General features: G+C 62.8%; 18 protein-coding genes and 1 tRNA gene. 18 read left to right on the top strand and 1 reads right to left on the bottom strand.

Annotated features, from left to right (window positions below; translation table 11 throughout):
* The first annotated feature begins 219 nt into the window (after window positions 1-219).
* The gene (locus tag C0Z19_RS20765; protein WP_102611722.1) at window positions 220-1,764 is read left to right on the top strand and encodes a 2-isopropylmalate synthase; all 1,545 of its coding nucleotides are present in this window, start codon (window positions 220-222) and stop codon (window positions 1,762-1,764) included.
* A 142-nt stretch (window positions 1,765-1,906) separates the two neighbouring features.
* On the opposite strand, the gene C0Z19_RS20760 is transcribed toward C0Z19_RS20765, so the two are convergent.
* Window positions 1,907-2,413 carry a hypothetical protein gene (locus C0Z19_RS20760; RefSeq protein WP_102611721.1) on the bottom strand — a complete coding sequence of 169 codons (507 nt, stop codon included), beginning with the start codon at window positions 2,411-2,413 and terminating at the stop codon, window positions 1,907-1,909.
* A 242-nt stretch (window positions 2,414-2,655) separates the two neighbouring features.
* Here C0Z19_RS20760 and C0Z19_RS20755 point away from each other — a divergent pair, with 242 nt between their 5' ends.
* From C0Z19_RS20755 to nuoH, 17 genes are all read left to right on the top strand, one after another.
* Window positions 2,656-3,978, top strand: coding sequence for a branched-chain amino acid ABC transporter substrate-binding protein (locus tag C0Z19_RS20755; RefSeq protein ID WP_175084025.1), 1,323 nt, complete (start codon window positions 2,656-2,658; stop codon window positions 3,976-3,978).
* A gap of 140 nt (window positions 3,979-4,118) precedes the next feature.
* Complete coding sequence (gene rpsO, locus C0Z19_RS20750) at window positions 4,119-4,388, top strand: 30S ribosomal protein S15 (protein ID WP_102611720.1); 270 nt, start codon at window positions 4,119-4,121, stop codon at window positions 4,386-4,388.
* Between the two features lie 487 nt (window positions 4,389-4,875).
* Window positions 4,876-7,026: a polyribonucleotide nucleotidyltransferase gene (pnp, locus tag C0Z19_RS20745; protein ID WP_102611719.1), complete on the top strand. Its 2,151-nt coding sequence runs from the start codon at window positions 4,876-4,878 to the stop codon at window positions 7,024-7,026.
* Window positions 7,027-7,153: 127 nt separating this feature from the next.
* Window positions 7,154-8,173: an NAD(P)H-quinone oxidoreductase gene (locus C0Z19_RS20740; protein WP_102611718.1), complete on the top strand. Its 1,020-nt coding sequence runs from the start codon at window positions 7,154-7,156 to the stop codon at window positions 8,171-8,173.
* Window positions 8,174-8,446: 273 nt separating this feature from the next.
* On the top strand, window positions 8,447-9,838 hold the full coding sequence (locus C0Z19_RS20735) for an FAD-binding oxidoreductase (RefSeq protein WP_102611717.1): 1,392 nt from the start codon (window positions 8,447-8,449) through the stop codon (window positions 9,836-9,838).
* Between the two features lie 52 nt (window positions 9,839-9,890).
* A complete protein-coding gene (locus C0Z19_RS20730) occupies window positions 9,891-10,103 on the top strand; it encodes a DUF1059 domain-containing protein (RefSeq protein WP_102611716.1) in 213 nt (70 codons plus the stop codon).
* A gap of 355 nt (window positions 10,104-10,458) precedes the next feature.
* Window positions 10,459-11,238, top strand: coding sequence for a triose-phosphate isomerase (gene tpiA / locus C0Z19_RS20725; RefSeq protein ID WP_102611773.1), 780 nt, complete (start codon window positions 10,459-10,461; stop codon window positions 11,236-11,238).
* A gap of 73 nt (window positions 11,239-11,311) precedes the next feature.
* Window positions 11,312-11,689, top strand: a complete 378-nt coding sequence (gene secG, locus C0Z19_RS20720) for a preprotein translocase subunit SecG (RefSeq protein ID WP_102611715.1) — start codon at window positions 11,312-11,314, stop codon at window positions 11,687-11,689.
* A gap of 116 nt (window positions 11,690-11,805) precedes the next feature.
* Window positions 11,806-11,890, top strand: a tRNA-Leu gene (locus C0Z19_RS20715).
* 171 nt (window positions 11,891-12,061) lie between these two features.
* Window positions 12,062-12,421: an NADH-quinone oxidoreductase subunit A gene (locus C0Z19_RS20710; RefSeq protein ID WP_102611714.1), complete on the top strand. Its 360-nt coding sequence runs from the start codon at window positions 12,062-12,064 to the stop codon at window positions 12,419-12,421.
* Between the two features lie 65 nt (window positions 12,422-12,486).
* Entirely contained in the window at window positions 12,487-12,966 is a 480-nt protein-coding gene (locus C0Z19_RS20705) for a NuoB/complex I 20 kDa subunit family protein (protein WP_006052903.1), read from the top strand.
* A 19-nt stretch (window positions 12,967-12,985) separates the two neighbouring features.
* Entirely contained in the window at window positions 12,986-13,588 is a 603-nt protein-coding gene (locus tag C0Z19_RS20700) for an NADH-quinone oxidoreductase subunit C (RefSeq protein ID WP_102611713.1), read from the top strand.
* Window positions 13,589-13,597: 9 nt separating this feature from the next.
* Entirely contained in the window at window positions 13,598-14,851 is a 1,254-nt protein-coding gene (locus tag C0Z19_RS20695; protein WP_102611712.1) for an NADH-quinone oxidoreductase subunit D, read from the top strand.
* 122 nt (window positions 14,852-14,973) lie between these two features.
* Complete coding sequence (gene nuoE, locus C0Z19_RS20690; protein ID WP_102611711.1) at window positions 14,974-15,459, top strand: NADH-quinone oxidoreductase subunit NuoE; 486 nt, start codon at window positions 14,974-14,976, stop codon at window positions 15,457-15,459.
* Window positions 15,456-16,784: an NADH-quinone oxidoreductase subunit NuoF gene (gene nuoF, locus C0Z19_RS20685; protein ID WP_102611710.1), complete on the top strand. Its 1,329-nt coding sequence runs from the start codon at window positions 15,456-15,458 to the stop codon at window positions 16,782-16,784. The genes nuoE and nuoF overlap by 4 nt, the downstream gene beginning before the upstream one ends.
* A 135-nt stretch (window positions 16,785-16,919) precedes the next feature.
* Complete coding sequence (gene nuoG / locus C0Z19_RS20680) at window positions 16,920-19,250, top strand: NADH-quinone oxidoreductase subunit NuoG (RefSeq protein ID WP_102611709.1); 2,331 nt, start codon at window positions 16,920-16,922, stop codon at window positions 19,248-19,250.
* Entirely contained in the window at window positions 19,251-20,315 is a 1,065-nt protein-coding gene (nuoH, locus tag C0Z19_RS20675) for an NADH-quinone oxidoreductase subunit NuoH (RefSeq protein WP_102611708.1), read from the top strand.
* Window positions 20,316-20,323: the final 8 nt, after the last annotated feature.

The following is a 20,323-nucleotide window of genomic DNA, read 5'->3' as shown; positions in this document are numbered from 1 at the left end:
GTCGGCGACATGTCGATTTTGACCTTCCCCCGCCTCCCCCTCTTCGCCGGTGCGCCTCTATGCGCGCTAGCGCTAGCGCGCCTACCGCGCTGATCGTTTTCGCCCCGTCTGCCTCGTTCGTTGTCCGGCGTCGCCAGCGGTGGTGACACCCGAATTCCGTATTCCGCCCCCAATTCGTATTTGATATTTGCAAAGCAAACGTCCCCCTGGAGACATGACATGGCAGACAAGCTGATTATTTTCGACACGACGTTGCGTGACGGCGAGCAATCGCCGGGCGCGTCGATGACGAAAGAAGAGAAGATCCGTATCGCGAAACAGCTCGAACGGATGAAGGTCGACGTGATCGAGGCCGGTTTCGCGGCCAGTTCGAACGGCGATTTCGACGCCATCAACACGATTGCTTCGTTGATCAAGGACAGCACCGTCTGCTCGCTCGCGCGCGCGAACGACAAGGACATCCAACGGGCCGCCGATGCGCTCGCGCCGGCAGATCACTTCCGCATCCACACGTTCATTGCGACGTCTCCGCTGCATATGGAGAAGAAGCTGCGCATGACGCCCGACCAGGTGTACGAACAGGCGCGCCTTGCGGTGCGCTTCGCGCGCAAGTTCACGAACGATGTCGAGTTCTCGCCTGAGGACGGCAGCCGTTCCGATATGGATTTCCTGTGCCGCGTGCTCGAGGCCGTGATCGACGAAGGCGCGACGACGATCAATATTGCCGATACGGTGGGCTATGGCGTCCCCGAGCTCTACGGCAACCTCGTCAAGACGCTGCGCGAGCGGATTCCGAACTCGGACAAGGCCATTTTCTCGGTGCATTGCCATAACGATTTGGGCATGGCCGTGGCGAACTCGCTGGCCGGGGTGAAGATCGGCGGCGCGCGGCAAGTGGAATGCACGATCAACGGCCTGGGCGAGCGCGCGGGCAACACGGCGCTCGAAGAGATCGTGATGGCGGTCAAGACGCGTCGAGACTACTTCGGTCTCGACGTCGGCATCGACACGACGCAGATCGTACCTGCCTCGAAGCTCGTTTCGCAGACGACGGGCTTCGTCGTCCAGCCGAACAAGGCTGTCGTCGGGGCCAATGCGTTCGCGCATGCGTCCGGGATTCACCAGGACGGCGTGCTCAAGGCGCGCGATACGTACGAAATCATGCGCGCCGAAGACGTGGGCTGGAGCGCCAACAAGATCGTGCTGGGCAAGCTGTCGGGCCGCAATGCATTCAAGCAGCGCCTGCAGGAGCTTGGCATCCAGCTCGAGAGCGAGGCCGAGTTGAACCAGGCGTTCGCGCGCTTCAAGGAGCTGGCCGATCGCAAGGCCGAGATCTTCGACGAAGACATCATCGCGATCGTCACGGAAGAGTCGGCCGCGGCGCAGGAACGTGAGCACTTCAAGTTCATCTCGCTCGCTCAGCATTCCGAGACGGGCGAGCGCCCGCACGCGCGCGTGGTGTTCTCCGTCGACGGCAAGGAGACGGTGGGCGAGGCGCGCGGCAACGGGCCTGTCGACGCCACGCTGAACGCGATCGAGGGCGAGGTGGGCAGCGGATCGGAGTTGCTGCTGTACTCGGTCAACGCGATCACGACGGGGACGCAGGCGCAGGGCGAAGTGACGGTGCGGCTGTCCAAGAGCGGGCGTATCGTGAATGGCGTCGGCACCGACCCTGATATCGTCGCGGCTTCGGCGAAGGCTTATATTTCGGCGCTGAACAAGCTCAATGCGAACGTGGAGAAGGTTAATCCGCAAGGCGTTTGATCTTCCCGCCGCTTGATGCAAAAACCCTCGCGCGGTGAACGCCGGCGAGGGTTTTTTGCTTTTGCTTTTGCTTTACAACGCAGTGAATCAGCCGCGCTCACGGTTCATGACGCGCGCGTGTTTCCCGCGCGAGCGTTCGGCGTCAGAGACCGAACCGATTCCGATCCGGCTCGTGCAGCGGGTCCGGCGTCTTTTGCGTGAGCCGCAAGATGCCCTGCGGATCGAAATAGAAGTGATAAAGCTGGTACCACACGTTGTCTTCGAGATAACGGTAGGTCCAGACTTCGCGCTTCATCAGCGGAAAATACGCCGTCTCGACGGGCCGCCCGAAATTGACAAGCACGTCCTGTTTCGTCCACGTGCCGATTTGAGCCTTGTAGAACTCGCTTGGCTGCAGTACTTGCCGCACCGAGATGATCTTTCCCGCAGAATCGACGTCGGCGGCCGTCGTCTCTTCGCCCATAGGTTGCGTGGGCCACATGAGCCGTTTGCTGCCGTCGGGAAGATCGTAAACCTCCCGCGGCGGACCCAGACGTGCGACGAGTGCCGATTGATCTTCACCGCGCGAAAAACCCTGCCACGGTTGAGCGCACCCCGCGAGCACCAAAGCGGCGGCGCAAACGAACGCGACCGAAAGACGTTTGGACATGAATTCCTCCGATAACTCCCAGAGCGGCGTTTTACCACGGGCCCGCCGTCTTTGGACAGAGGGCGAGAGCGAAGATTCGCCGCTGGCTCAAAGGTGCGGCGGGGTCACCGTCGCAAGCGCGGCCGCGGGGCGATGACGTAACATGTCGTCCCGATTTGAAAGCGCGACGCAGGTACATGCTTGCGAATCGGCGCGCCGTCGGCCTATGATCCGCGGCATTACGAATGCCGCAAGGACAAGCAATCATGGGTAAATGGACGAAGTGGGCGGCGATCGCCGGCGCAATATGGGTGCTGGCGGTGCCGATGGCGGGCACGGCCCGGGCGGGCGAGGCGCCCGCGCCAATCCAGCTCGCGCTGATCGAAGGCATGTCGGGGCCGTTCGCGGACGCCGGCGCCGCTGTCGAGCGAAACATCCGCTTCGCCATCGAGCGCGTCAATGCGCGCGGCGGCGTCAAGCTGCCCGACGGCCCCCACGCGCTGAAACTCGTCGTACTCGACAGTCAAGGCAGTGCCGAGCAGGCCCTCGTGCAGCTGCGCGCCGCGGCCGATCGACATATCCCGTTCGTGCTGCAGGGCAACGGTTCGGCGGTCGCCGCGGCGCTCGTCGCCGCGATCGACAAGCAAAATGCCCGCGAGCCCGACAATCGCGAGTTGTTTCTGAACTACTCGGCCGACGACCCCGCACTGACGGGCGCATCTTGCAGCTTCTGGCATTTCCGCTTCGACGCGCATGCCGGCATGCGCATGAACGCACTGGCGGACGTGATTGCGCGCGACAAGTCGGTCAAGCGCGTCTATCTGCTCAACCAGGACTACAGTTTCGGGCATGACGTCAGCACGCTCGCCCGCGCGGCGCTCGCGGCGAAACGCCCCGACGTGACGATCGTCGGCGACGAGTTCCACCCGATCGGCCGCGTCAAGGATTTCACGCCGTACATCGCCAAGTTGCGTGCGAGCCGCGCCGATGCGGTCGTGACCGGCAACTGGGGCAACGATCTCGCGCTGCTCGTCAAAGCCGCGCGCGAGCAGGGCTTCGCCGGCAGGTTCTATACGTTCTACGGCAACAGCCTCGACGCGCCGGCCGCGATCGGCGAGGCCGGCGTGGGGCGCGTGGTGGCCGTGGCCGACTGGCACCCGAACGCAGGGACGGCCGCCGTGCCCGCGCAGCGGCTGCCGCATGCCGATGCCTCGGCCTCCGACGCCTACTACGCCGCGTTTCGCGCCCGCTTCCCGGCGGCGCGTGACGACTACGCGCTGCTGCGCATCGACGTCATGATCGAGATGCTGGCCGACGCCATCACGCGCGCGCACGGCACCGACGCCGCAGCGGTGGCGAAGGCGCTCGAAGGGATGCATTACGAAAACGGCTTCGTCCAGGCCACGATGCGTGCCGACGACCATCAATTGATCCAACCCCTTTATGTCATCGAGATGGACAAGGTCGGCGCGCCCGGCGTGCGGTTCGACAATGAGGGTTCCGGCTACGGCTTCCGCACGGTGTTGGCGTTGTCGCCGAGTCAGACTGAAGGCGGCGCGGGCGAGTGCCGGATGAAACGGCCCTGATGGCAGTGGCAGCCGGCTCCAGGCGGGGCGGCCCTGGAGTAGCGGTCCCGCTCGTCGGTTGTGCTACAATGCGCGCTTCGTCGTAAACCCACGGCACGGCCTTTCTTCCGTGACCGCTTGTTTGTTCCATAGGAAATCACATGTCTATTGCTGATATCAACAAGTCCGAAATCGTCGCGCAATTCGCACGCGGCACGAACGATACGGGCTCGCCCGAAGTTCAGGTTGCGCTGCTCACGTCGCGCATCAACGAACTGACCTCGCACTTCAAGTCGCACACGAAGGATCACCACAGCCGCCGCGGTTTGCTGCGCATGGTCAGCCGTCGTCGTAAGCTGCTCGACTACCTGAAGGGCAAGGACGCCGACCGTTACCGTTCGCTGATCGAAAAGCTGGGTCTGCGCAAGTAATCGGCCGCTACCGCTTTGTGCAAGATGCCTGTGTCAGTGCGCTGATACAGGCATTTTGTTTTTTGCGATGGCGCTTGGCGCTTCAGCGCTTAGCGCTATCTCACACAGAGTGCAGTCGGTTCTACCTGGTGCTTCAGTACCCGGTAGAACCCCGCGCAGGGCGTGCGAATGCACTTGGCGCTATTGCAGTAACCTCGGCAGTAACTTGCGGTCCATGCAAGGCCGGACGGCACGCGTCGTGCGTGTCGGTGAGGTTCAACCCGGTTCGCGTCGTTTGCGTGCCGGGCCGATTCAAAGCGGCCGGCAAAGGCGGGCGGAGCTTTGTGTCATTCCAGCGCGGCGAGCAGGCCGCTCAACCGCTGAGCGCGGCGCTGGAATGGCATAACACTACTCTTCCCGCAGGTGCGCCGGCTGTCGGCGCCGCTTGACGATGCCTCGCGCATCGCGGCGGCGAATCCAAACAGATGAAAAAAGAGAAGGAGTGACTATGTCCATGTTCAATAAAGTGGTCAAAGAATTCAAATGGGGGCAGCATAACGTTCGCCTCGAAACGGGCGAGATCGCACGCCAGGCATCGGGCGCCGTCATCGTCGACGTCGAAGACACCGTCGTGCTGGCCACCGTCGTCGGCGCGAAGTCGGCCAAGCCGGGCCAGGACTTCTTCCCGCTGACCGTCGACTACATCGAAAAAACGTACTCCGCCGGCAAGATCCCGGGTGGCTTCTTCCGTCGCGAAGGCCGTCCTTCGGAGCACGAAACGCTTACGTCGCGCCTGATCGATCGTCCGCTGCGTCCGCTGTTCCCGGAAGGCTTCTACAACGAAGTCCAGGTGGTCATTCACGTCCTGTCGATCAACCCGGAAGTGCCGGCCGACATCCCCGCGCTGATCGGCGCGTCGGCCGCGCTGGCCGTCTCGGGCCTGCCGTTCAACGGCCCGGTCGGCGCCGCCCGTGTTGCCTACATCAACAACGAGTACGTGTTGAACCCGACGCGTGCGCAGCAGAAGGAATCGCGTCTGGATCTCGTCGTTGCCGGGACCGAGCGTGCCGTGCTGATGGTCGAGTCGGAAGCCGAACAACTGCCCGAAGACGTCATGCTCGGCGCCGTCGTGTTCGGCCATGAGCAAATGCAAACGGCCATCGACGCAATCCATGAGCTCGTGCGCGAAGGCGGCAAGCCCGAATGGGATTGGCAGCCGGCGCCGAAGGACGAAGCGCTGATCGCCCGCGTCACCGAGATCGCACACGGCGAACTCGTCGCCGCTTACCAATTGCGCAACAAGCAGCAACGTTCGACGAAGCTCAAGGAAATCTACGCGCAAACGGGTGCGAAGCTCGACGAAGAGGCGGTGGCTGCCGGCCGCATGCCGGTCGACAAGGCCACCGTGGGCAACGTCCTGTTCGACATCGAAGCGAAGATCGTCCGCAGCCAGATCCTGAACGGCGAGCCGCGTATCGACGGCCGCGACACGCGTACGGTGCGCCCGATCGAAATCCGCACCGGCGTGCTGCCGCGTACGCACGGCTCGGCGCTGTTCACGCGCGGCGAAACGCAAGCACTCGTCGTCGCCACGCTCGGCACGAGGGGCGATGAGCAGATCATCGATGCGCTCGAAGGCGAATACCGCGAGCGCTTCATGCTTCACTACAACATGCCTCCGTTCGCCACGGGCGAAACGGGCCGCGTCGGTACGCCCAAGCGCCGCGAAATCGGCCACGGCCGCCTCGCCAAGCGTGCGCTCGTCGCATGCCTGCCGAGCGCCGAAGAATTCGGCTACTCGATCCGCGTCGTGTCGGAAATCACCGAGTCGAACGGTTCGTCGTCGATGGCGTCGGTGTGCGGCGGCTGCCTCGCGCTGATGGACGCTGGCGTGCCGATGAAGGCGCATGTCGCCGGCATCGCGATGGGTCTGATCCTCGAAGGCAACAAGTTCGCAGTGCTGACCGACATTCTCGGCGACGAAGATCACCTCGGCGACATGGACTTCAAGGTGGCCGGCACGGCTGAGGGCGTGACGGCGCTGCAGATGGACATCAAGATCCAGGGGATCACGAAGGAAATCATGCAGGTCGCGCTCGCGCAGGCGAAGGAAGGCCGCATGCACATCCTCGGCAAGATGAAGGATGCCGTGTCCGGCGCCAGCACGGAGCTGTCGGCGTTCGCACCGCGCATGATCACGATCAAGATCAACCCCGAGAAGATCCGCGACGTGATCGGCAAGGGCGGCTCGGTCATCCGCGCGCTGACGGAAGAAACCGGCACGACGATCGATATCTCCGACGACGGCGTTGTCACGATCGCGAGCACGAGCAGCGAAGGCATGGCCGAAGCCAAGCGTCGCATCGAAGCCATTACGGCCGAAATCGAAGTCGGTCAGGTTTACGAGGGCACCGTCCTCAAGCTGCTCGAGTTCGGCGCGATCGTGAACATCCTGCCGGGCAAGGACGGCTTGCTCCACATCTCCGAGATCGCGAACGAGCGCATCAAGGACATCAAGGACTACCTGACCGAAGGCCAACACGTCAAGGTCAAGGTTATCCAAACGGATGAAAAGGGTCGCGTACGTCTGTCGTCGAAGGCGCTGCTGAACGAAGGCGGTGCGGCTGCATCGTCGTCCGATTCCGCGCCCCAGCAGTAACGCTTCATACTTCGGGCCTGCCTATGCCAATGGCGGGTCTCATGAAACGGCCGGCCGCTTCTCAAGCGCGCCGGCCGTTTTTTCATCAGAATAGCGCGTGTCCTTGTGCGACTGCCACGGAGGTGACGTGAAAGCGATCGAGATTACCGAATTCGGCGGGCCTGAAGTGCTCGCGCTGGCGAAGCGACCGAAGCCGGTGCCCGGCAATGGTGAGGTGCTCGTCAAGGTATCGGCGTCGGGCGTGAATCGTCCCGACGTTTTTCAGCGCAAGGGCGCCTATGCACCGCCGCCGGGCGTGTCCGATTTGCCGGGGCTCGAGATTGCCGGAGAAATCGTCGGCGGCAACATCGACGAAAAGCACAATCCGTTCGGGCTCAAGATGGGCGATCGCGTGTGCGCGCTCGTAGCGGGCGGCGGTTATGCGCAATTCGCCAGCGTGCCGCTCGCGCAATGCCTGCCCGTGCCGGCCGGGCTGACCGATCTCGAGGCCGCGGCGCTACCGGAAACGTTCTTCACCGTATGGAGCAATGTGTTCGATCGCGGGCTACTCGGCGCGGGCGAGGGCGGAGCCAATGAGACACTGCTCGTGCAAGGCGGTTCGAGCGGTATCGGTGTCGCAGCGATTCAGATTGCGCATGCGCTCGGCTTCCGCGTGTTCGCGACCGCAGGGACGGCCGAGAAATGTAAAGCGTGCGAGGCGCTCGGCGCGGAGCGGGCGGTCAATTACAAATCGGAGGATTTCGTCGAAGTCGTGAAATCGTTGACGAACGACCGCGGGGTCGACGTGATTCTCGATATGGTGGCCGGTGGCTACGTGCCGCGGGAGCTTTCGGCGCTGGCCGACGGCGGCCGGCTCGTCATCATCGCGTTGCTGGGCGGCGCGAAAGCTGAGGTGAATCTCAGCGAGGTGCTGCGTCGGCGCTTGACCGTGACGGGCTCGACGCTGCGCCCTCGTTCGATCGACTTCAAGGCCAGGATCGCCGCACAGCTTAAAGCGCGCGTCTGGCCGCTCATTGAAGCGGGAAGTATCAAGCCGATCATCTACCGGGTGCTGCCCGCGCGCGATGCCAAGGATGCGCACGCGCTGATGGAAAGCGGCGAGCATATCGGCAAGATCGTTCTCGACTGGAGCACCGAGGCGGCATAGGCGGCGCGGGGTCGTATCCGTCCGACGTTTTAAGCCGTTGATTTGCCAGCGGCTTTTTATTTTGCCTTCGGCCGGGCAGGAATGGTGCCAGCGCGTCACGCTGCACGCATATGTCCACACTCACCGCACATTTCCGTATTGTTCTTTTGTGATCGCGGCTGACGACCTATCACTGGTTACGGTGAGATCTTTCATCGGGCTTTCATGGCGTGGAGTTGCCTGAAAGCGATGAAAGTTCTTTGAGCGCGTAGTAAAAGATGCGCGGAGGTTGCCGTGGCCGAGCTTGCGAGCAGTGCGATAGAAACTTTGAAAGGGGCGATCCGAGGCCAGGTATTGCAAAGCGGCGAGCCCGGCTACGACGAAGCCCGACGAATCTGGAATGCCGCGATCGATCGCCGGCCCGGCGTCATTGTTCGTTGCGCCGGCGTGGCCGACGTGCGCGAGGCGGTCCGCTTCGCGCGCGAACACGATTTGCTGCTTGCGGTGCGGGGCGGCGGGCACAACATCGCGGGCAGCGCCGTATGCGTCGGCGGCCTCATGATCGATTTGACGCCGATGAAATCGGTGCGTATCGATCCTGTCGGATTGCGCGCCTACGTCGAGCCAGGCGTCACCCTTGGCGAATTCGACCACGAGGCGCAGGCGTTTGGCCTTGCGACGCCGCTCGGCATCAACTCGACGACCGGCGTGGCAGGCTTGACGCTTGGCGGCGGTTTCGGCTGGCTGAGTCGCAAGTACGGCATGTCGGTCGACAATCTCGTGGCGGCCGACATCGTCACGGCGGACGGTGCGCTCGTGCATGCGCACGCGCAGAACGAGCCGGATCTGCTTTGGGCGATTCGCGGCGGCGGCGGCAATTTCGGCGTCGTGACCATGTTCGAATTTGCGTTGCATCAGGTAGGGCCGCAAATCTATGGCGGATTGTTCGTGCTGCCGCTCGAGCAGGCGCCCGATGCCTTGCGAAAATACGATGCCGCCATCGACGCAATGCCTGATGAACTGTCGATATGGGCGGTCATGCGGCTTGCGCCGCCGCTGCCGTTTCTTCCGGTCGACATGCATGGCAAGCCGGTTCTCGTGTTTGCACTCTGCTATACGGGGCCGGTGGAAGAGGGCGAGCGAGCGACAAATATCGTCCGTGAGTTTGGTGCGCCTTGTGGAACGCATCTGGGCCCCATGCCCTACACGGCGTGGCAAAAGACATTCGATCCGCTGCTTGCGCCCGGCTGTCGAAATTATTGGAAGTCGCATAACTTCTCCGAACTGCCGCAAGGGTTGCTCGATGCTGCGATGGACGCCATTGCGCGCCTGCCAACCGGCCAATGCGAAATTTTTTTCGGGCAGCTCGGCGGGGCCACCTGCCGCGTCCCGCGCGACGCGACGGCTTACTGCAGCCGCGATGCCAAATACGTGATGAATGTCCATGCCCGCTGGGACGATCCCAATGACGACACGCGTTGCACCGAATGGGCGCGTGCTTTTTTCGCGGCGTCCGCACCGTTTGCCCTCGGCAGCGTCTACGTCAACTTTTTGACGCAGGAGGAAGGCGCACGCGTAGGGGCCGCGTATGGACCGAATTACGAACGCCTCGTCGCGGTCAAGTCGCGTTTTGACCCGGGCAACGTGTTTCGACATAACCAGAACATCAAACCATCGGCCGCGTAAGGGCGCTGTGCCTTGAACGGGGGGCTAATCATTTCGATCAAGGAGCGACATCATGACTCGTAAATACATCGACTGCCGGGAGTTTCCCAGCGAAATGAACTGCACGGTCGCGTTGGCCGCGGACAGTGAGAAGGAGTTGATCGAGGCCGCCGTGCAGCACGCGGTCAGCGTGCATCGCCATGTCGATTCGCCCGAGTTGCGTTCGCAACTGCTGACGCTCTTTCATGACGGCACGCCGCCGCTCGAGTCGCCGCGCGCGAAGTGAGCATTCACCATCCATCGTCGGCCGTTTCGTTCCATCCCCCTTTGCGCGCCCGGTGCGATGCCCGTACCGGGTTGCGCTTGCATGTGTCTGTTCTTCCAGTGCGCCACTACCGGCACAGAGGCCGCCCCCGGCGGCTCTGCGCGCCGTTTGCGCTCACGGTTTGACCGGCTCTGCCCAGGCACAGTAAAATTGAGCGTTTTGCGTGCGCCTTCGGCGCCGATACGGGACCAAGCGCGGGACCAAGCGGGACCACAAGCGGCGCTAAAAAGCGGTCAGGCGAAACCGGTGTCGGATGACGCGCCGCCGGTCTTTGACCGTGGGCGGCAGGCACGACGGGCAAACACAAGGGCAAGGCATGGCGGAACAGCGTGTGAAGTGGGTGATCGGTAACTGGAAGATGCATGGGCGGCTTGCGGACAATGCAACGCTCTTGCAAGCGGTTGCCGAAGGCGCAGGCGCCGTTGCGGAAGCGGTTCGCATGGGTGTGTGCGTGCCTACGCCTTACCTCGCGCAGGTGCAGGCACAACTCGCAGGCACCGCGATCGCGTGGGGCGTGCAGGATATTTCGACCCACGCGCACGGGGCGTATACCGGCGAAGTCGCCGCCGAGATGGCAGCGGAATTCGGCGCCACGCTCGCGATTGTCGGCCACTCGGAGCGTCGCGCTTATCACGCGGAAAGCTCGGAGCTCGTCGCGGCGAAGGCGCGGCGTGCGCTCGAAGCCGGCCTCACGCCGATCGTCTGTGTCGGCGAAACGCTGGCCGAGCGCGAGGCGGGTACGACCGAAGCTGTCGTGGGCGCCCAGCTCGATGCGGTGCTGGAATTGTTGTCGGTGGGCGAGGCGGCTCGCATGGTGGTTGCCTATGAGCCCGTCTGGGCCATCGGCACGGGCCGCAGCGCGACGGCCGAACAGGCGCAGGAAGTGCATGCGTTCCTGCGTGCGCGTCTCGCGAAAAAGGACGCGTCGTTGGCCGGCGTGGCGTTGTTGTACGGCGGCAGCGTGAAGCCCGAGAATGCGTTGGCGCTGTTCGGTCAAGCGGATATCGACGGCGGCCTTATTGGCGGCGCGTCGCTCAAGAGTCAGGATTTCCTCGCGATTTGCGCGGCGGCGAAAGCGGCGGGCGAAGCTCGCTGACAGTCGGGCGCAAGTGCGAAGCGGTGTCCGGCGATTCGAGCCGGATGCTCAAACCTCAAACCAGGTGAGTCAGATGCTGTTTTTTAAAACGTTGATCATCGTCGTGCAATTGTTGTCGGCGCTGGGCGTAATCGGCCTTGTGCTGTTGCAGCATGGCAAGGGCGCGGACATGGGTGCGGCGTTCGGTAGCGGAGCCTCGGGCAGCTTGTTCGGCGCGACCGGCTCTGCGAATTTTCTGTCGCGTACGACCGCAATCCTCGCAGCTATTTTCTTTGCGACGACGCTGACGCTGACCTACCTCGGGTCGTACAAGTCCAAGCCCTCCGCGGGTGTGCTCGGTGCGGCAACGGCTCCGGCCGCTTCTGCTGCGCTCTCCGCATCGGCTGCATCGGTTCCCGCTTCGCTACCGGCGGCGGCGGCTGCGCCGTCGAGCAACGCCGTTCCGAAATAGTAAATTTCGCATAAAGTTGCACTTGTGCGTTGAACAATTCCTGGAAGCACGTTAGAATTTAAGTCTTGAAGCGATTCGCGGGTTTCCAACGAGTTGTGTCCCGGATTGCAGACAGTGCCGACGTGGTGAAATTGGTAGACACGCTATCTTGAGGGGGTAGTGGCGAAAGCTGTGCGAGTTCGAGTCTCGCCGTCGGCACCAAAGTTATCCAATGCCAGCCGCATGCTTCCGCTTCGGCTGGCATTGTCACTTCTGGGGTCATGCTTACGTCTTGCATGCAGTGTATCTTGCAGGACCGGTAGAACGAAGTGATTTTCTGTAGGGGTGGGACCGATCCCTACGGTACTCAGAACCAACCGAAAGAGGATAGTCTTGAACCTCGCAGCCTACTTCCCCGTATTGCTCTTCCTCCTTGTGGGCGCCGGTTTAGGCATTGCACTTGTCAGTATCGGCAAGATCCTCGCCCCCAGTCGTCCCGACAATTCCAAGAATTCGCCGTACGAGTGCGGCTTCGAAGCGTTCGAAGACGCGCGCATGAAGTTCGATGTGCGCTACTACCTCGTCGCCATCCTGTTCATCATTTTCGATCTCGAGACCGCGTTCCTGTTTCCGTGGGGCGTCGCCCTGCGCGACATCGGCTGGCTCGGCTTCATGGCGATGATGATTTTCTTGCTCGAACTCTTGCTTGGTTTTGCCTACATCTGGCGCAAGGGCGGGCTCGATTGGGAGTGATGGGTTAATCGCCGGTTTCTCGCGGGCGACGCGAAGCGCGCCGTCCCGTCTGGAGTACACAGCAAATGAGTATCGAAGGGGTCTTGAAGGAAGGGTTTGTCACCACCACGGCTGACAAGCTGATCAACTGGACGCGTACGGGTTCACTCTGGCCCATGACGTTCGGGCTCGCCTGCTGCGCGGTCGAGATGATGCATGCGGGGGCGGCCCGCTACGACCTCGACCGTTTCGGGGTCGTGTTCCGTCCCAGCCCGCGTCAGTCCGACGTGATGATCGTGGCCGGTACGCTCTGCAACAAGATGGCGCCCGCGCTGCGCAAGGTCTACGACCAGATGGCCGAGCCGCGTTGGGTGATCTCGATGGGCTCGTGCGCGAACGGCGGCGGCTACTACCACTATTCGTATTCGGTCGTGCGCGGTTGCGATCGCATCGTGCCGGTCGACGTCTATGTGCCCGGTTGCCCGCCGACGGCGGAAGCGCTCGTCTACGGCGTGATCCAGCTGCAGGCGAAGATCCGGCGCACCAACACCATCGCCCGTCAATAAGCGCAAGCTTTCCCACAATATGGCAAGCAAACTCGAGACTCTCAAAGCGACCCTCGAGGCGGCCTTTGGCGGCCGTCTGACGAGCATCACCGAATCGGTCGGCGAACTGACCATCGTCGTGAAGGCCGGTGATTACCTCGATGTCGCCAAGCGTCTGCGCGATGACCGCACGCTCGGTTTCGAGCAGCTGATCGATCTGGCCGGCGTCGACTATCAAACCTACGGCGACGGCGCTTACGATGGCCCGCGCTTCGCGGCGGTATCGCATCTGCTGTCGGTGTCGAACAACTGGCGTTTGCGTCTGCGCGTGTTCGCGCCTGACGACGAACTGCCGATCGTGCCGTCTTTGGTGGAGATCTGGAATTCGGCCAACTGGTACGAGCGCGAAGCGTTCGACCTGTACGGCATCGTCTTCGACGGTCACCCCGACCTGCGCCGCATCCTGACCGATTACGGCTTCATCGGCCACCCGTTCCGCAAGGACTTCCCGGTATCGGGTTACGTCGAAATGCGCTACGACCCGGAAGAGAAGCGCGTCGTCTACCAGCCGGTGACGATCGAGCCGCGCGAAATCACGCCGCGCGTGATTCGCGAGGATCGCTACGGCGGTCTGAAACACTAAGAGGTCGCCATGGCAGAGATCAAGAACTACACGCTCAATTTCGGCCCCCAGCACCCGGCAGCGCACGGCGTGCTGCGCCTCGTGCTCGAGCTCGACGGCGAAGTGATCCAGCGCGCCGATCCGCATATCGGCTTGCTGCATCGTGCTACCGAAAAGCTGGCCGAGAACAAGACCTTCATTCAATCCGTGCCGTACATGGATCGTCTCGACTACGTGTCGATGATGGTCAACGAGCACGGCTACGTGCTGGCGATCGAAAAACTGCTCGGCATCGATGTGCCGCTGCGGGCCAAGTACATCCGCGTGCTCTTCGACGAAATCACGCGCGTGCTGAACCACCTGATGTGGATCGGCGCGCATGCGCTCGACGTCGGCGCGATGGCCGTCTTCCTCTATGCGTTCCGCGAGCGCGAAGATTTGATGGACGTCTATGAGGCCGTGTCGGGTGCGCGTATGCATGCGGCCTACTATCGTCCGGGTGGCGTCTATCGCGATCTGCCCGACGCGATGCCGCAATACAAGGCGTCCAAGATTCGCAATGCGAAGGCGCTCGAGCGGATGAACGAAGCGCGGCAAGGTTCGCTGCTCGATTTCATCGACGATTTCTTCGCGCGTTTCCCCGGTTGTGTCGACGAGTACGAAACGCTGCTCACCGATAACCGGATCTGGAAGCAACGTCTGGTCGGTATCGGTGTCGTGAGCCCCGAGCGCGCTTTCCAGATGGGTCTGACGGGCCCGATGCTGCGTGGGTCGGGGATAGAGTGGGATTTGCGCAAGAAGCAGCCGTACGAGGTGTACGATCAGCTCGACTTCGACATCCCCGTCGGCGTGAACGGCGATTGCTACGACCGCTACCTCGTGCGCGTCGAAGAAATGCGTCAGTCCACGCGTATCGCCAAGCAATGTATCGAGTGGCTGCGCAAGAATCCGGGCCCGGTGATGACCGACAACCATAAGGTCGCACCGCCTTCGCGCGTGGGCATGAAGTCGAACATGGAAGAGCTGATCCACCACTTCAAGCTCTTCACGGAAGGGTTTCACGTGCCGGAAGGCGAGGCGTACGCCGCGGTCGAGCACCCGAAGGGCGAATTCGGCATCTATCTGGTGTCGGACGGCGCGAACAAGCCGTATCGCCTCAAGATTCGCGCGCCCGGTTATGCCCACTTGGCTGCGCTCGACGAGATGGCGCGCGGTCACATGATCGCGGATGCCGTCACCATCATCGGTACGCAGGACATCGTGTTCGGCGAAATCGACCGGTAAGCGCCGCACGGCGCGCAGTGGGCGAGGGGCATCGCTCCCCGCCAGCCGCGCCGGGTCTGTCGCAACGAGCAAAGGCGGCAGGTTTTCGTTCGGTAGGAATTGAAAGAGTTCGTGTTCACAAAATGATCTCAGCTGAAGGCCTGAAAGAAATCGATCGCGCGGTGGCGAAGTATCCCGCCGATCAGAAACAGTCCGCCGTGATGTCGGCGTTGGCCGTGGCTCAAGAGGAGCACGGCTGGCTGTCGCCCGAACTGATGCAGTTCGTGGCCGATTACCTGGGCATGCCGGCCGTTGCCGTGCAGGAGGTCGCGACCTTCTACACGATGTACGAGACCTCGCCCGTCGGTAAGCACAAGATCACGCTCTGCACGAACCTGCCGTGCCAGCTCGGGCCCCATGGCGGGGCCGAGGCCACGGCCGATTATTTGAAACAGAAGCTCGGCATCGACTTCGGCGAAACGACGCCCGACGGCAGGTTCACGCTCAAGGAAGGCGAATGCTTCGGCTCGTGCGGCGACGCACCGGTGCTGCTCGTGAACAATCATCGCATGTGCAGCTTCATGAGCCGCGAGAAGATCGACGCTTTGCTCGAGGAGCTTTCGAAATGACGTCTTTGCACGACCGTCACATCAAACCGCTGATTCTCGCCGGCCTGAACGGCGAGAACTGGCATCTCGACGATTACGTCGCGCGCGGCGGCTACAAGCAGCTGCGCCGTATCCTCGAAGAGAAAATTCCGCCCGAGCAGGTCATTGCCGACGTCAAGGCTTCGGGCCTGCGCGGTCGTGGCGGCGCGGGCTTTCCGACGGGCTTGAAGTGGAGCTTCATGCCGCGTCAGTTCCCGGGGCAAAAGTACCTCGTCTGCAATTCGGACGAAGGCGAACCGGGCACGTTCAAGGACCGCGACATCCTGCGCTGGAATCCGCATTCGCTCATCGAAGGGATGGCGATCGGCGCCTACGCAATGGGCATCACGGTCGGCTACAACTACATTCACGGCGAAATCTTTGAAGTGTACAAACGCTTCGAAGAGGCGCTCGACGAGGCGCGTCGTGCCGGTTTCCTCGGCGATAACATCCTCGGTTCGGGATTCTCGTTCGAGCTCTACGCGCATCACGGCTACGGCGCCTATATTTGCGGCGAAGAAACCGCGTTGCTCGAATCGCTCGAAGGCAAGAAAGGCCAGCCGCGCTTCAAGCCGCCGTTCCCGGCCAGCTTCGGCGTCTATGGCAAGCCTACGACGATCAACAACACCGAGACGTTCGCCGCGGTGCCGTTCCTGCTCGAGATCGGGCCGCAGGCCTATCTCGAACTCGGCAAGCCGAACAACGGCGGAACGAAGATCTTCTCGGTGTCGGGCGACGTCGAACGTCCGGGCAACTACGAAATTCCGCTCGGTACGCCGTTCGCGACGTTGATGGAATTGGCTGGCGGCATGCGCGGCGGCAAGAAGCTGAAAGCCGTTATTCCGGGGGGCTCGTCGGCGCCTGTCGTGCCGGGCGACCTGATGATGCAGACGGACATGGATTACGATTCGATCGCGAAGGCCGGCTCGATGCTGGGCTCGGGCGCCGTGATCGTCATGGACGAAACGCGTTGCATGGTGCGCTCGCTGCTGCGTCTGTCGTACTTCTACTATGAAGAGTCGTGCGGCCAATGCACGCCGTGCCGCGAAGGGACGGGCTGGCTCTATCGCGTCGTCAATCGCATCGAGCACGGTCAGGGGCGCCAGGAAGATCTCGATCTGCTCAATTCGGTGGCCGAGAACATCATGGGCCGTACGATTTGCGCCCTCGGCGATGCGGCGGCAATGCCCGTGCGCGGCATGCTGAAGCATTACTGGGACGAATTCGCATATCACGTGGAGCACAAGCGTTGCCTCGTAGGCGGCCACGCGGGTGTGTCGCATGCTGCCGACGCGGTGACTGCATAACGGCTCGGCCGTGAGCGTCGCGGTACGTCGCACGGAATCATCGCTTCATTCCGGCCGCCCGCCGAACGACCTTCGGCGGGGCGGTTCAGCGAGCAAAAGATTGAGCGGTAAATAGGTTAAGGACCATTCACCATCATGGTTGAACTTGAAATAGACGGGAAGAAGGTCGAGGTGCCGGAAGGCAGCATGGTCATCCAGGCTGCGCATAAGGTCGACACGTACATTCCTCACTTCTGCTATCACAAGAAGCTTTCGATCGCGGCCAACTGCCGCATGTGTCTCGTCGAAGTCGAGAAGATGCCGAAGGCCGTGCCCGCGTGTGCGACCCCCGTGTCGGCCGGCATGGTCGTGCGCACGACGTCCGACAAGGCCGTCAAGGCACAGCAATCGGTGATGGAATTTCTGCTCATCAATCACCCGCTCGATTGCCCGATCTGCGATCAGGGCGGCGAGTGTCAGCTGCAAGACCTGGCCGTCGGCTACGGCAAGTCGGCTTCGCGCTATGCGGAAGAGAAGCGCGTGGTCTTCCACAAGAACGTGGGGCCGCTGATTTCGATGGAAGAGATGACGCGCTGCATTCACTGCACGCGCTGCGTTCGCTTCGGCCAGGAAATCGCCGGCGTCATGGAGCTCGGCATGCTCGGCCGCGGCGAGCACTCGGAAATCACGACGTTCGTCGGCAAGACCGTCGACTCGGAACTGTCGGGCAACATGATCGATCTGTGCCCGGTCGGCGCGCTCACGAGCAAGCCGTTCCGCTATAGCGCCCGCACATGGGAGCTGTCGCGCCGCAAGTCGGTCAGCCCGCACGATTCCGTCGGCGCGAACCTCGTCGTGCAGAGCAAGAACAATCGCGTCATGCGCGCCTTGCCGCTCGAGAACGAAGCGATCAACGAATGCTGGATCTCCGATAAGGACCGCTTCTCGTACGAAGGCCTGTACAGCGAAGATCGCCTGACGCAGCCGATGATCAAGCAAGGCGGCCAATGGATCGAAACCGATTGGCAGACGGCGCTGGAGTACGTCGCGAAGAGCCTGAAGGGCGTGGCGGCCGATCACGGCGCCGATGCGCTCGCCGTGCTCGGCAGCGCGCACAGCACGGTCGAAGAGCTGTTCCTGCTCAAGCAACTGGCGCAAGGGCTCGGCACGTCGAACGTCGACTTCCGCCTGCGTCAATCCGATTTCCCGGCATCGACCGCGGGCGCACCGTGGCTCGGCATGCCGCTCGCCGATTTGTCGACGCTCGATAGCGCCTTCGTCATCGGTTCGTTCCTGCGTCGCGATCATCCGCTGATGGCCGCGCGTCTGCGTCAGGCGGCGCGCACGGGCGCGAAGCTGCATCTGCTGCACGCCACGGGCGACAACTCGCTGATTCCGACGGCGAAGACGATCGTCGCCGCGCCGTCGGCCTGGGTCGACGCGTTGGCCGGTATCGCCTCCGCCGTCTCGCAAGCACGCGGTGTCGCGTTGCCCGAAGGCGTCGCGGGCGCGCAAGCGTCGGCAGCCGCGCAAGAAGTGGCCGCCGCGCTCGCAAACGGTGAAAAGCGCGCCGTGCTGCTCGGCAACAGCGCCGTACAGCATCCCGAGTTCTCGCGCATTCACGCGCTCGCGCAGTGGATCGCCGAGCAAACCGGCGCCACGCTCGGCTTCCTGACGGAAGCGGCGAACACGGTCGGCGCGCATCTCGTCGGCGCACTGCCGGGCGCACAGGGTGCGAACGCACGCGAAGCATTCGCAAAGCCGCGCAAGGGCTATGTGCTGCTGAACCTCGAACCGCAATTCGATACGGCCGATCCGACCCAGGCGCTTGCCGCACTGGGTCAGGCGGAAACGGTCGTCGTACTGTCGCCGTTCAAGACGGGCCTCGATTACGCCGACGTGCTGCTGCCGATCGCGCCGTTCACGGAAACGGCCGGTGCGTTCGTCAACGCGGAAGGCACGTTGCAGGCGTTCAACGGCGTTGTGCGTCCGCTCGGCGAAACACGCCCGGGCTGGAAGGTGCTGCGCGTGATCGGCAACGTGCTCGGCCTGGCCGGTTTCGATTACGACACGGTCGAAGAAGTGCGCAACGCGGCGCTGCCGCAGGGCGTCGATACGACGCGCCTGTCCAACCGCACGCAGGCCCCGATCGCACGCGGCGCGCAGACGGCAACGAACGGTGCGCTCGAGCGCATCGCCGACGTGCCGATCTATCACGCCGATGCGCTCGTGCGCCGCGCGCCGTCGCTGCATCTGACGGCGGCGAGCCGCGTGGCGGCCCAGGTCGGCCTGCCTGCTGCGCTGTTCGACCAGCTTGGCTTGAAGGAAGGCGACAAGGTGCGCGTGCGCCAGGGCGACCGCTCGGTCGAGGCCGGCGCGACGCGCGATGCGATGCTCGCTCCGACGGCGGTGCGCGTCTCGGCCGGCACGCAGTTGGGCGCGGCGCTGGGCGGCCTGTTCGGAACACTCGTGGTGGAGAAGGCGTAAATGAGCTTGTTCGATACGATCAACGCGGGGGGCGCGCAGGCGCTCGGTGCAGCATGGCCCACGGTGTGGGCGCTCGTGCGCATCGTCGTCGTCTCCGTCGCAATTCTGCTGTGCGTCGCCTACCTGATTCTCTGGGAACGTAAGCTCATCGGCTGGATGCACGTGCGTCTCGGGCCGAACCGCGTCGGACCCGCCGGTCTGCTGCAGCCGATCGCCGACGTGCTGAAGCTGTTGCTCAAGGAAGTGATTCAGCCGACGGCGGCAAGCCGCTCGCTCTATCTGATCGCGCCGATCATGACGGTGGTGCCCGCCTTCGCGGTCTGGGCCGTGATTCCGTTCCAGGCGCGGGCGGTGCTCGGCGACATCAACGCCGGGCTGCTCTACGTCATCGCGATTTCGTCGATCGGTGTGTACGGTGTGATTCTGGCCGGCTGGGCCTCGAACTCGAAGTATGCGTTTCTCGGCGCGATGCGCGCCGCGGCGCAGATGGTCTCGTACGAAGTGTCGATGGGCTTCGCGCTCGTCGTCGTGCTGATGACTTCGGGCAGCCTGAACCTGTCGGATATCGTCGGCTCGCAAATGCGCGGCTTCTTTGCCTCGCATGGCATCACGTTCCTCTCGTGGAACTGGCTGCCGTTGTTGCCCGTGTTTGTCGTCTACTTCATCTCGGGCATCGCCGAAACGAACCGCCACCCGTTCGACGTGGTGGAAGGGGAGTCGGAAATCGTGGCCGGTCACATGATCGATTACTCGGGGATGGCGTTTGCGCTGTTCTTCCTCGCCGAGTACATCAACATGATCGTGATCTCGGCGTTGGCCGCGACGATGTTCCTCGGTGGCTGGAGCGCGCCGTTCGGCTTCCTGTCGTTCATCCCCGGCATCTTCTGGCTCATGCTGAAGGTATTCCTGCTGTTGTCGGTGTTCATCTGGGCCCGTGCGACGTTCCCGCGCTATCGCTATGACCAGATCATGCGTCTGGGCTGGAAGGTGTTCCTGCCCGTGTGCATCGTCTGGGTGGTGGTGGTCGGCTTCTGGATCATGTCGCCGCTGAACATCTGGAAATAAAGGGCGAG

The sequence above is a fragment of the Trinickia soli genome, from assembly GCF_002879855.1.
Classification (GTDB): domain Bacteria; phylum Pseudomonadota; class Gammaproteobacteria; order Burkholderiales; family Burkholderiaceae; genus Trinickia; species Trinickia soli.
This window is presented reverse-complemented; position numbering and strand designations above follow the sequence as displayed.